The 11,897-nt window shown below is 60.6% G+C and carries 10 protein-coding genes and 1 pseudogene; 5 read left to right on the forward strand and 6 right to left on the reverse strand.

Annotation, left to right across the window (positions count from 1 at the left end; translation table 11 throughout):
• Positions 1–819 precede the first annotated feature (819 nt).
• Complete coding sequence (locus tag ABD903_RS18410) at positions 820–1,770, forward strand: replication initiation protein (protein ID WP_345226775.1); 951 nt, start codon at positions 820–822, stop codon at positions 1,768–1,770.
• A 36-nt stretch (positions 1,771–1,806) separates the two neighbouring features.
• Here the strand turns inward: ABD903_RS18410 and ABD903_RS18415 are convergent, their stop codons facing one another.
• The 4 genes from ABD903_RS18415 to ABD903_RS18430 all read right to left on the reverse strand — a co-directional run bounded on the left by ABD903_RS18415 (position 1,807) and on the right by ABD903_RS18430 (position 6,624).
• The gene (locus ABD903_RS18415; protein ID WP_345226776.1) at positions 1,807–2,343 is read right to left on the reverse strand and encodes a hypothetical protein; all 537 of its coding nucleotides are present in this window, start codon (positions 2,341–2,343) and stop codon (positions 1,807–1,809) included.
• 187 nt (positions 2,344–2,530) lie between these two features.
• On the reverse strand, positions 2,531–2,929 hold the full coding sequence (locus ABD903_RS18420) for a Tn3 family transposase (protein ID WP_345226777.1): 399 nt from the start codon (positions 2,927–2,929) through the stop codon (positions 2,531–2,533).
• 23 nt (positions 2,930–2,952) lie between these two features.
• A complete protein-coding gene (locus tag ABD903_RS18425) occupies positions 2,953–5,973 on the reverse strand; it encodes a Tn3 family transposase (RefSeq protein ID WP_345226778.1) in 3,021 nt (1,006 codons plus the stop codon).
• 48 nt (positions 5,974–6,021) lie between these two features.
• Complete coding sequence (locus tag ABD903_RS18430) at positions 6,022–6,624, reverse strand: recombinase family protein (RefSeq protein ID WP_345226779.1); 603 nt, start codon at positions 6,622–6,624, stop codon at positions 6,022–6,024.
• 339 nt (positions 6,625–6,963) lie between these two features.
• On the opposite strand from ABD903_RS18430, the gene ABD903_RS18435 reads away from it, so the two are divergent.
• Both ABD903_RS18435 and ABD903_RS18440 read left to right on the forward strand, forming a co-directional pair.
• Positions 6,964–7,302, forward strand: coding sequence for a DUF4907 domain-containing protein (locus ABD903_RS18435; RefSeq protein ID WP_345226781.1), 339 nt, complete (start codon positions 6,964–6,966; stop codon positions 7,300–7,302).
• A 30-nt stretch (positions 7,303–7,332) separates the two neighbouring features.
• Positions 7,333–8,547 carry a T9SS type A sorting domain-containing protein gene (locus ABD903_RS18440; RefSeq protein ID WP_345226783.1) on the forward strand — a complete coding sequence of 405 codons (1,215 nt, stop codon included), beginning with the start codon at positions 7,333–7,335 and terminating at the stop codon, positions 8,545–8,547.
• Positions 8,548–9,109: 562 nt separating this feature from the next.
• On the opposite strand, the gene ABD903_RS18445 is transcribed toward ABD903_RS18440, so the two are convergent.
• Both ABD903_RS18445 and ABD903_RS18450 read right to left on the reverse strand, forming a co-directional pair.
• Complete coding sequence (locus tag ABD903_RS18445) at positions 9,110–9,391, reverse strand: hypothetical protein (protein WP_345226785.1); 282 nt, start codon at positions 9,389–9,391, stop codon at positions 9,110–9,112.
• A 269-nt stretch (positions 9,392–9,660) separates the two neighbouring features.
• A pseudogene (locus tag ABD903_RS18450) lies at positions 9,661–10,158 on the reverse strand (recombinase family protein).
• 253 nt (positions 10,159–10,411) lie between these two features.
• Here ABD903_RS18450 and ABD903_RS18455 point away from each other — a divergent pair.
• Positions 10,412–10,705, forward strand: a complete 294-nt coding sequence (locus ABD903_RS18455; protein WP_019949546.1) for a putative quinol monooxygenase — start codon at positions 10,412–10,414, stop codon at positions 10,703–10,705.
• A gap of 96 nt (positions 10,706–10,801) precedes the next feature.
• Positions 10,802–11,683, forward strand: a complete 882-nt coding sequence (locus ABD903_RS18460; protein ID WP_277236301.1) for a helix-turn-helix domain-containing protein — start codon at positions 10,802–10,804, stop codon at positions 11,681–11,683.
• Positions 11,684–11,897 lie beyond the last annotated feature (214 nt).

The following is an 11,897-nucleotide window of genomic DNA, read 5'->3' on the forward strand; positions in this document are numbered from 1 at the left end:
TGAGCTTTACACAAGCCCGGCGGCAATTCTCATCTCTCACATTTTATAAGTCATGCTCCCGGTACCGGCGCCGGCAGTTTGCCCCACGGGGCAGAGGTAACATCAAGAAAAAATCCGGTTTAACCCCCGCGACAGAAGGCCTGAATGGGTTTTTTGAAGGCAAAACCGTGGGTTTACTGGGGTTGGGGAGTTGAGGTTTCGCTTATAAAACGTGCTAGTTTGCGTCGGTGTCAGGCTGCCCGACTTATAAAACGTGGTAATTCATTGTTAGTAAGAAGTTAGTATAAAATTAGCAACGGCTACTCTGACCGGTTATAGAGCTGGAATGGCTTATAAAAAGTGGTGCAAGTGTGGGGTAGGCCCACAGCTGGTCGAAACTGAGGCCACTTATGAAACGTGGTTTTAAAGCGCTAATGTTCTGCATTAGCTTAGAAAAGTGCAATCACTTCGGTCGGTTGGTGCATCTCCTTTTTTGTTGTTTTTTTGTTTGTCTCTGGCCCGGGATTTGGATGACCACCTTAAAAGCTATTTCCCAGGGTGCATCAACAACCTTTGTGAGTTTATTTGTTAATCCTTGTCTATTTGTAGGGCTCACAAGTGCCTGATAATCAATAGTATATAATGGTATAAAACCACTTTTTATAAGCAAAAAACCACTTTTTATACCTTTTATTACCACGTTTTATAAGTGAACTCTCACGTTTTATAAGTCTACGGACCACGTTTTATAAGTCAAAAACCACGTCCAACTACCACTGTGGTTTTTTATCTGCCGGCAGCTTACATTTGCCTTATTCCTGCCGCCTTATGTCCTAGTCTATGAAGCCTGAAGATACCGCCGTTGTACTTGTGGAGCCCGCGCCGGTCCCGGTTGTCCGCCAGCACAACGCCATCACCCAGGCCCGCTACGACTACACGGCCTGCCAGCTCGACATCTTCTTTTACCTGCTCTCCCGGCTGCGACGGGACGACACGGCTGACCAAGAGTACACCATCTACGTCAAGGACGTGGAGGCCCTGACCGGACGGCAGTGGAACTACCAGCAGCTGCGCGAGGCCACGGCCGACATGGGCTCGCGCATGTTCGAGGTAGAGAACGAGCGCACCTACCAGCAGCTGTGGATGTTTCAGCGGGTGGAGTACATTAAGGGCAAGGGCTGTTTGCAGATTCAACTGGCGGCGCCCATCCGGCCCTTCCTGTTCAACCTCAAGGAAAACTTCACCTCATACCAGCTGCACTCGGCCCTGAAGCTGAGCAGCAAGTACGCCAAGCGCATCTACCAGCTCGTGAGCCAGTGGAAGGATAAGACGAGCACGCGCACCTACCCGCTGGACGAATTCAAGCAGATGCTGCACCTGAAGGACCCCAAGGGCAAGGAGCCGGAACTGTTTCAGAACATCAGCCAGCTCAAGGCCCGGGTGCTCGACATTGCCGTGCGTCAGGTCAGCGAGCACACCGACCTGAAGATTGACTACGAGCTGGTCAAAAAGGGGCGTGCCTACGACGCGGTGCGCTTCACCATCGCGCGTCAGCACCCCCAGCAGCTGCCCATTCCCTTCGAGCAGCCTGCCGAGGATGCCCGCGCGCACGCGGCCCGCCAGCACCTGGAAATGCTGGGCATTACCCAGCCCCAGCTGGTGGCCACCATTCTGGGCGACCCCAAGCACCTGGACCAACTCTTCAAGTTTACCTACCAGCTTAAAACCGACAAGGTAAAGGCGACCAAAAATCCCGGCGGGCTGTTCCTGAAAATCTGCGGCCTGCGCTAAGGCCCGCCATAGCCCGTCCCGGCCTAGACGTTTCAGCTACCATTTGATGCGAAACCACTTGAGCAGCGGCGGCGAATTGGCCGGGGTGGCTTCCTTTTCAACGCGAATCCGCAGACTTTGCTCGGGGCGGAACTTGCGGGCCATGCCTGTTAGCAGGCCATGCTCAAACGCCACGGGGGTGGGGGTCAGGCAGAGCACCCGCACATCGCCAGGAGCTAGTTGTTGCACCCGATAATACCCAATGTTCTCGCCCTCCACGTTGCTGCGGCACGCCTCGTCCAGCGCGCTCAGCGCATCGTTCAGGGAGGTCAGCCCGGCCGGCCACCGGCTGCAAGTCACGATGTGCAACCCAACGGCATACACCGTTTGCTCACCGTAGGTGTGTTCTACATCCGCCAACAGGTCCAGCCATGCTTGCAGGGGATACCAATTGCCTACTTTGGGTGCAGCAGGCAGGCCGTGCTGCCGCAGCAGGTGCTGCGCGTGGTACCGAACCTGAAAGGCTTCCAAAAGCGCCTGTAGCGTGTCCCCGTTGACCTCAGCCGCAGGGTCGAAGGAGATGTAGGAATGCACGGCCTGGGATAAATTGAATTGAGGCAAGATGGAATAAGGCCAAAGATAGAAACTCATGCAGTAGAAAAACTCTGGCCTTGGTTAAAAGTTTGGTACAAAAGTTAAACGACGTCTGTATAAGTACTAGACGCGTGTAACCCCGGGCAATCACCGAAAAGTGGCCTTGGTTAAAAGTTTGGTACAAAGGTTAAACGAGCGGGTCGGTTGGGGGCTCCCACTGGAAGGCAAAAAGCGCCTCTACGTCGAAGCGGAGCGAATCTTTGAGGGCTTCGTCGGAAAAGTCGAACTCACCGTGCAGGTTAATGTGCTGCCAGCTCACGGGCGAGCTAGCGGCGATGGCATCGGCCAGGGCCTGGCGCTCGGTCGCCGGGGCCTGGAGTAGGTACTGGTTCAGGTAGAGGCAATTCCAGCACACAATCACGTTTTGCACCAGCCGTTTGCAGGCATCAGCCAGCTGCTGCTCCTCCTTGCCGGCGTAGGGAATCTGCCCGTTTTGCCCATAGAACACAGCCCGGGCGAACGAATGGGTGCTTTCGAGCTTGTCGAGTTGGTCGTCGATGCGTTTGCGCAGGTCCTGGGGTTCCACTAGAGTAGGAACGGAAAACAACGCTAAGGAAATTCGGCCAGTCGTTCTTCCCAACTGGCGGGGTCGCGCAACGGGCGGAACTCGCCCGCGGCAACGCGCTCGGGCAACGTAAAATCGTAGCGGCCCAGCATGTTCACGTGCTCGTGCAGCAAGGGCGAGAGGCGGATGACGTCCGCCGCGTCTACCGCGCCGTGCGTTTCTTGCCAGTGCTCCAGAGCCCGCTGCAAGTAGCGGGTGTTCCATAACACCAGGGCGTTGACGACCAGGCCCAAGGCCCCCAACTGGTCTTCCATGCCTTCCCGGTAGCGCTGGCGCAGTTCGCCTTTCTTGCCGTGGAACACCGCCCGGGCCACCGCGTGCCGCCCTTCGCCCCGGTTGAGTTGCACCAGGATGCGGCGTCTGTACGCCTCGTCCTGCACGTAGGCCAGCAAGTACAAGGTTTTCTCGATCCGGCCAAACTCGGCGACGGCGCGGCCCAGCCCCGAGAGCGAGCCGGCCCGTTGCAGCGTGCGCATGACGGCCGTTGCCTTGACCTTGCCCAGCTTGAGCGAGCCGGCCAGCCGCAGCATGTCCTCCCAGTGGTCATGGATCAGGCGGGCATTGACCACGTGGCGCCCCAACTCGTTGAGCGGGCCGTAGTCGTCTTCCTTGCGCAGGCGCCAGAAGCGCTGGTCGGCCAGATCGGCCAAGCGCGGGCTGAAGCGGTAGCCCAGCAGGGCAAACAGACCGAACACCACGTCGCTGTAGCCATGCGTGTCGGCCATGACTTCGCGCGGGTCCAGGCTGGTCTGCTGCTCCAGCAGCCCCGCGAGGATGAAGAGCGAGTCGCGCAGCGTGCCGGGCACGACGATGCCGTGGAAGCCGGTGAACTGGTCGCTGGTGAAGTTGTAGTAGGTCACGCCCCGCTGGCCCGGAAAGTACTTGCGGTTCCAGCCCGCGTGCACCGTGCGCACGGGCACCACGAAGCGCAGGCCGTCGGCCGAGGCCACCTCCCCACCGCCCCAGGCCTGGGCCAAGGGCAGCCCAGCCTGCGCATCCACCAAACGGGCGTTGGCGGCGGTCAGGGTTTCGGCCCGCAGGTAGTGCTGTTGCACCCACAGCAAGCGCGCCGGCGTCAGGGCCGGCACGTCCGCCCGGGCAACGGTTTTCAGGCCTACGTTGCACGCCTGGGCCAGCAGCACGGCGCACACGCTCAGCGGCAGATCGGCCGTGGCCGGCTGCCCGTCGGCCACGTGCGTGAAGGCGCTGGCAAAGCCGGTGAAGGCGTCGACTTCCAGCAGCAACGCCGCCACGTCGACCTGGGGCAAGCAGGCGGTGAGGTGCGCCCGCAGGTCGTCCAGCTGCTCGGACTCGGGTTGGGCCGGCACGGGGCTCAGCAGCACGGTCATCTGGCCGTCCTGCTGCACCAGCTGCAGGGCCGTGTTGCGGTCCAGATGCTCGCCAACCTCGGTATACGCCGCTTGTAGCTGCTGCTGCAAGCGGGCCAGTTCAACGGCGGGGTCCAACGACCGCTCCAGGGCGCGGGCCACGGAGTCGCGCGCGGCTTCCCACGCCGCCCCGCGCAGCAGTTCCGCCCGCGGATCGCCGTACCGTTCGCTGGCGGGCACAAACACGTCGCGGCGCCGCAAGGCGTGGTGCAGCCGCTCCACCACGCACACGGTGTAGGCCTGGACGTCGACCTGTCCGGGAGTTGGGAACACCCGTCGCCGCCAGCTGGGCGGCACGAAGGTGCGGGGCGCCGCCGTCCATTTCGGGCGGCCCCGTCCGCCGACCTCCTGCCGCTGCAGAAAGGCCCAAGCTTCCACCAGCGGTTGGGCCGCCGGCGTCCCCTCCACCACCAAACCCCTCAATAACGCGGGAAGAAACCGCCGCACCGTCGCGTAGCTGCTGGCCAAGGCGCCGGCCAACGGGTCTGCCTCGGGGCTGGCCAGCGTTTCGACGGTGGCCGCCGCCGCCCGCAGGGGCTCTTTCCCGAATTGGGTGAGGACCTGGTGGCGCACCTGGTCCGTGGGCACGGTGTCGTCCAGCAGCACCTGAACGGCACGCTGCAGCAGCAACGCGGCCTGGTCCAAGTCTTTGAGCGAGCGTAGCCGCTGTTGGCGCCGTTTGGTTTCGCCCCGCAACGCCAACGTGGTCAGCAGGCTGTCGAAGAGGTCCAGCACGTCGTCGGTGGCCGTGCGCTCCAGGGCCTGCACGCTCGTCAGCAGCGTGGCCAGCCGCCGCTCGGCACCCATGCGCAGCAGTGTTTGGGCCCAGGCGACCTGGCCGTAGCGGGCCAGGCGCACCAGCTGTGCTTCGGGTAAATCCGCCACCGGCACGCCGCTCACCCCGAGCGCGCGGATCTCGTCTACCCGGCGCAGGGCGGCCACCAGGGCGGGCGCGGACACCCGGGTAGGGGGCGTACGCAGCCGCTCCAGGTGCGTGCGCCGCTCGCCCAGCGGTACGGTCAGCAGCGTATCCAGGGCGGTTTGCTGGGCCGGCGTCAGGCGCGTCGCCAGTTGGCGGTAGAGCAGGCGGCCGGTGCGTTCGCGCACCCGCGCAATCAGGCGGGCCAGCAACGAGACGCCGGGCAATACCACCCGCTGCGCCACCAGGTGCGCGGTGGTCAGGTCAAACAGCACGCTGGGCCGCACGGTGCTGGTCAGCACCTGGGCATAGAGCCAACGCGTGAGCCGAAACCCCTGCCGCGCGTCGAACGGCGTGTACCCCAGGTGGGCTACAATGTGCGCCTGGTGATCGTACCACGTGTTCGGCCGTGTCCGGTACGCGGCCAGTTCATCCGCCGGCACACCCAGTTGGTTCGCCACCGTGTGAACCACGATAGCGGGCACCTGCAGTGGATCGAGCAGAAACGTGCCGAGAAAACGCAGGGTACACAGCTGCACGCCGCAGCCCAGCTTGTTGGCGGGCCGCCGGCGCGTGGCCAGAAAGGACACGTCCGCCGCGCTCAGGTAAAAGTAGTGGGCCAGCTGCTCGGGGCTGGGGTCGGCGTGGTAGCAACCGAAGCGGGCGGCTTGCTCATCGCTGAGGAACTCGACGGGCATGGGGCGAATGACAAGGGACCAACTAGAAACGCGTACCGAGGGCACTCCTTAGGTGGAGGGGGAAGCCGGCGGTGCGGCGTTGCCCGTCGGTACGCCCAGGAGCGCGAGGTAGCGGTACACGGTGGCCCGGCCCACGGACAGCAGCTGACCAATTTCGGCCACGGTTTTGTCCCGCTGCAGGTAGAGGGTTTTGGCAGCTTGCGCTTTGGACAGCGCTTCTTTCGACAAGCCTTTGGGCCGCCCCCCTTGGCGGCCGCGGGCGCGGGCCGCGGTCAGCCCGGCGTGGGTCCGTTCGCGGATGAGGTCGCGCTCGAACTCGGCCAGGGAGGCGAATAGGTTGAACATGAGCCGGCCCTGGGCGGTCGTGGTATCCAGGTGGTCCTGCAGGCTGACAAATTGCACGCCCTGCTTTTGGAAGCCCGTCACCAGCGTGACCAGGTCTTTAAGCGAGCGGCCCAGCCGGTCCAGCTTCCAAACCACAAGCGTGTCGCCGGGGCGCAGCTGCGTGAGCAGGCGCTGCAGGGCCGGCCGCTCCTTGCCGGCCGATACTTTTTCTTGCACCACTTCGGCGCAGCCGTAGGCCTGCAGGGCGTCGGTCTGCAGGTGCAACTGCTGGTCGGGGGTACTCACGCGGGCGTAACCAAACACCATGGGCAATTTCTCACAAAGTCAGTGCCGGCGAAGATAGCGAGTCGTTGATTCGTGAGAACAACTGATGAGACAAATTCTCCCACACCTACATGTGCCGTTTGCCGCAGGCGCGGCCGTGCTTCTAAAACGTGCGTTTTGTGAGACACCTGTTATCCGACTGTGCAGGCCGAACAACCGTCCGCATGCCGATCCGAACGGATGAGTCGCTGCGCGCGAAGCCGCGCCCACGCATTCACTTGTGCTCCACCGGTAAGAAGGGTAGGCGGCTCGACCTTCGCATCATCCAATCATCCCAAACGAATCTTGTAAATCGTCGGAGAAACGCTAGCTTCGCTAACCATGTCTTCTTCTGCGTTCCGTATCCTGCTGGGCCTCGGCCTGGCATTCATACACGGTTGCTCTTCGCCGTCAGAACCGACGGTGGAGCAGCCCGTCCAACCCGTGCAGAAGTTCAGCGTCGCGGTGCAGCCGAACCCGGATGGGACGTACGGCTACGTTATCGCAGCCAACGGCCGCCCGCTCATTGAGCAACCCCATGTGCCCGGCCGCGCCGGAACACAGGGCTTTCGCACAGCGGAAGCCGCACGGCGCACTGCCGCGTTGGTGCGGAGCAAACTGCGACGCGGCATCATGCCCCCCAGCGTCACGCCGGCTGAATTGGACAGCTTGGGCATTTAACCTATTTCTGAACGATCCAAACCCTTGTCTATGCGCCACCACTACCTGCCCTCGCGACCGACCAAGCGGTTCGGCCTTTTTGTAACTGCTGCTCTGCTGGCAGCCACGGCCGTCGCGCAAAACACCTGGGTGGCCAAGGCCCCCTACGCCGGCGGCGGGCGCAAAGTGGCCACGGCGTTTACGATTGGTGGCAGCGTCTACGTGGGCACGGGTGTGCTGGGCACCTCCTACTACCGGGATTTTTGGCAGTACAACCCGCAGTCCGACACGTGGACGCAAAAGGCGGCCTACGGCGGGGCGGCGCGCGTCAGCGCGTCGGGCTTCAGCATCGGCAATGTCGGATTCCTGGGCCTGGGCCAGTTGGCCAACGGCGCTGCCAGCGCCGTGTTGTACGCCTACGACGCGGCGTCCAATACGTGGGTGCAGTTTTCCAACTTCCCGCTCGCGGCGGGCCGCTACGAAGCCGCCACGTTCGTGGTGAACAACCGCGCCTACATCACGGGCGGCACCGACGGCTCGTTCAACTACCGCGACTGCTGGGAGTTCAACCCGCTCACGGACACGTGGACCCAAAAAGCCAATTTCGGCGGCGCGGCGCGCTCGTACCCGTCCGCGTTTGCCCTCAACGGCGAGGGGTACGTGGGCCTGGGCGCGGCTACCGGCTATTTCTTTGACCTGTGGCGCTACACCCCCGGCACCAACACGTGGACGCGCCGGGCGGATTTCCCCGGTGGCGGCCGCTCGGCTGCGGTGGGCTTTGCCATCGGACCGTTCGGCTACTTTGCCACCGGCTACAACGGCTCGGCTGTGTTCCGCGACCTGTGGGAGTATAACCCCACCACCGATGCGTGGACCCAGCGGGCGGCGTACGGCGGACCGGCCTCCAACGCGGGCGTGGCGGCCGTAGTCGGCAACAAGGCATACGTTGGGCTGGGCGCGGACAACACCAACGCTGCCGTGAGCGCGTGGTGGGAATATAGTCCGATTGTGACCAGTGCCACGGCTCAGGCCTCGTCCGTAGGCATAAACGTATTTCCTAACCCAGCCACCGACGTATTGGAGTTTGCCTTACCACCTGGCACCACGCTGCGACGCGTCGTGATGCACAATGCTTCGGGGCAGGTGGTTGTGGATCAATCGCCTACTGGCAACGCAACCGTGGTGCGCGAATTGCCGCGGGGTATGTATACGGTTTTTTTCACGACCACCCGGGGATCTTACACACAACGGGTACTCTTGCAATAAGCCGCTGGGGCCATACAAACAGGTTGCACGGCCCCAGGGGTTCTCTACGCTGCGAATGGTCAGGGTTGGTCGGTGCGGGTATGCCGACACGGGGGGCAGTCTTTGTACCGGTTTGAGGTATACAACACCGTCACCCCAACAGTAGGTATAACGGGATCGCTCGTCAGCGCCAATTCATACCCCTGCTGTGAAATTTGCCGCAACACAGCTTGCTCAAGTAACCGTTGCTGGCTCGCGGTGAGCAGCGCCGCGCGAACCACGGCCACCGATTTAGGTATGCCGACACGTGAATGGCCCGGCAACCGGACCAGGGCTACGGACACAACCAACGAGGCGTTTTCCGACCTAAACTGTCGCCCCCGCGCCTCCCCCAGGACAGAGCATAAAGCGGTCGTGATTTCCCACTCCCAAGCACCACAACCATGTTCTGGCTGTTGCGCCGCGTAGCTGATTACTTGGGTGGGGTACCGCACTTGGCCCGCACCAGTTTCCGGAATCTGGTGATCTTGAGGGTGCGAGCATGCGCACGATACCAGTACGGATAGAACCCACCACCCCTTCGTCATGGCGTCTGCAGCTTGCGCAGCAAGCTAATTATGGCAACGGGACCGAATCCGTTAGGTTCGGCCGTATACGTGGGGTTGTTAATGGGCTGGGCGCGCCAGAAACGCACAAAATCTTGCAGGGATTCAGCGTAAACCCGGCGGAATGCAGGCAGAGCAAAATCAGCTGCGGTCGGCATGTTGAGGTGGGGAGGACGGCCGTTCAGTTTCCGCAATTCATAATATTTATCCAATAGGTAAAAAGAGATCCGTTCTGCTCCGGTTTGGTTGGTGTACGGCAAATCAACTTCATACGAAACCAGCTCGATGAAGACTTTGGATTCAAACTCTATGTTGGAGTCCGCTATTCCTTTTCCAGCAAGCGTTTCGTTTTGATAAGCGTGAAAAAATTCTTCGATAAGGGGTTCTTCTTCCCAAAGGGCGGATTTACACGCTAAGCACTTTTTAGCTTCTGGGCGTAATTGTAGACGGTGCCATAGGCCAGGTCTAACTGCTTGATGACTTGATTCATAGATAAGCCATTGTGCAGAAGCTGCGCAATGGCCTCCTGCTAAGACTGGGCCAGTGGCGGACGGGCCACATGCTTGCCCTGGGCTTTGGCCCGGGCCATGCCGGCGCGCACGCGCTGGCTGATGAGCGCGCGCTCAAACAGGGCCAGCGAGGCCATGACGTGGAACACCAACTCGCCCATGGGCGTGGTCGTGTCGATGTTTTCCTGGTAGGAGACGAAGTCCACCCCTAGGCTCTGGAATTCCTTCGGCGCGTTGACCAGCGCCTGGGTCGAGCGGGCAAAGCGGTCGTAGCGCCGGACCAGCACCGCGTCGAGCTACCGGTTCTTGGCCGCCGCCATCATCCGTTTGTACTGAGTTCATTCCTCGCTGGTACCCGAGGCCTAGTCCACGTATTCATCGACAACGGCAAAGCCGCGGCGCTGGGCGTACTCGCGCAGCGGCCGCAGCTGCGTTTCCGGGGCCTGCCCTTTGTCGAGGGTGGAGACGCGGGCATAGAGCGCCACGCGGGTGGGCTGGTCGGTCGGGTTGGCGGGCATCGGAGGTTATCAAAAAGGAGTTCCTTGTTGATAGGCATCACGCACCCGCTCTACAGCGTAGCATCAGTCTTTCTCAGGCAGTACTATAACCTTCTTTGATAACCGGGCTTAGCGTGTAAATCCGCCCTTTTGGCAAAAGAACCCCTTGAAGCGGCCATGGTCTTTTTGTCCAGCCACTAGTTGCGTCCGTCCATGTTAATCCTTTCAGAGAGGCAGCACCTTTGTTATATCAATTCACCTAACCCCCACTGCCATGAAGAATGTAGGATTGCTGGTCCGGCTCGAAGCGAAGCCCGGTAAAGAGCAGGCAGTACTCGATTTTTTGACGGGCGCTCTGCCCCTGGCTCAGCAAGAGCCGGCTACCATAACCTGGTATGCTATTCAGCTGGCGCCGGCCACCTTCGGTATCTTTGATACCTTTCCGGATGAAGCAGGCCGGCAGGCGCATCTTAACGGCCCTATTGCCGCTGCGTTGATGGCCCATGCGGCCGACTTGCTGGCCGTGCCGCCTGTCATTGAACAAGTAGCTATCTTGGCTGCCAAATAATTACCAGCCCCTAAAGCGACCTATGCCTGGGCATAGGTCGCTTTAGGGGCTGGCGGGCAGTTCGTCCAGTTGGCTAGCTGCTATTCCTCTCACGCGATGGCGATTGACTGTCTCCTGCTAACTCATCCGCACACGGGTGAACTAGCGTTTCGAAGCTACTCCTTTAGCGACGACACCCCGTTTAATTACTTACAACGCAATAATTATTACTCCCTCATTCTGCTTACGCAGGGCAGCGGCGAGCTACGCGCCAACTTTGCCACCTACCTGTTTGCTGGCAGTACGCTGTGTTGTTTTGGCCCTTACCAACCTTACACTATCCAAGCCAGCACCGCTGTAGCGGGCCTGGTCCTGGATTTTCATGCCGACTTTTTCTGCATCTACCGGCATCAGCAGGAGGTAGCTAGCAATGGCATCTTGTTCAACACAATTTTTGAGCCGCCCTTCTTCCCGGTTACAACAGAGGCGGTGCGTGAATTTGCCGCCCTGGCAGCTGTGATGCAAGAGGAAGTACGGCGTCAAGAGGTAGCACAACAAGAGTCCATCGTATTATATCTGAAGCTCTTTTTGCTGAAAGCTATCCGTATTCGTACGGCACAGCCCGCGTTAGGCACCGAGCAGAACCCGTCTGGCCGGGAGCCCTGGCTCCTGCAGCAACTTCAAGATGCCATTAATACGCACTACCGCCACCTGCACACGGCCGGGGCGTATGCCGACCTGTTACGAGTTCCCGCCCGAAGCCTAACGCGCCTAGTCAAGTCCCATTATCAGAAGACGCTCAGCCAACTCATCACGGAGCGAATCATTATGGAGGCCAAGCGCGAACTGTACCTAACCAGTCAATCCGTCAAGGCCATCGCCTTCGCGCTGGGCTTCGGGGATGAATACTATTTCAGCCGCTTCTTCAAGAAAAATACGGCCGTATCGCCGCAGTTTTTTCGTGAATCAGTTGGGTTCGCAAAAGCAGAAGAAAGCTAGCGCTGTTGAGCTGCTAGCGTTTGGCTGGAGAAATCGTTTTTCTCAACCAGGCCGCGGGCTTTCTTCTATAGGCTGCTGGCTCCCAAAGAGACCCCATACGGCGCATGGTAGATAAAAAAATTATAATTATATAGGTAATTTAGGTGGTGTTAAACAAATAGGGGAAAACCTCCGAGTCGTCCGGTTAGGCTGACGCGTTCCGGCTTGGCTGGCG

The sequence above is a fragment of the Hymenobacter koreensis genome, from assembly GCF_039541855.1.
Classification (GTDB): Bacteria; Bacteroidota; Bacteroidia; order Cytophagales; family Hymenobacteraceae; genus Solirubrum; species Solirubrum koreensis.

Excerpts from the sequence above, each read along its gene's own strand:
- ABD903_RS18410 (WP_345226775.1), top strand. The coding sequence starts at position 820 with ATGAAGCCTGAAGATACCGCCGTTGTACTTGTGGAGCCCGCGCCGGTC.
- ABD903_RS18425 (WP_345226778.1), bottom strand. The coding sequence starts at position 5,973 with ATGCCCGTCGAGTTCCTCAGCGATGAGCAAGCCGCCCGCTTCGGTTGC.
- ABD903_RS18430 (WP_345226779.1), bottom strand. The coding sequence starts at position 6,624 with ATGGTGTTTGGTTACGCCCGCGTGAGTACCCCCGACCAGCAGTTGCAC.
- ABD903_RS18435 (WP_345226781.1), top strand. The coding sequence starts at position 6,964 with ATGTCTTCTTCTGCGTTCCGTATCCTGCTGGGCCTCGGCCTGGCATTC.
- ABD903_RS18440 (WP_345226783.1), top strand. The coding sequence starts at position 7,333 with ATGCGCCACCACTACCTGCCCTCGCGACCGACCAAGCGGTTCGGCCTT.
- ABD903_RS18455 (WP_019949546.1), top strand. The coding sequence starts at position 10,412 with ATGAAGAATGTAGGATTGCTGGTCCGGCTCGAAGCGAAGCCCGGTAAA.
- ABD903_RS18460 (WP_277236301.1), top strand. The coding sequence starts at position 10,802 with ATGGCGATTGACTGTCTCCTGCTAACTCATCCGCACACGGGTGAACTA.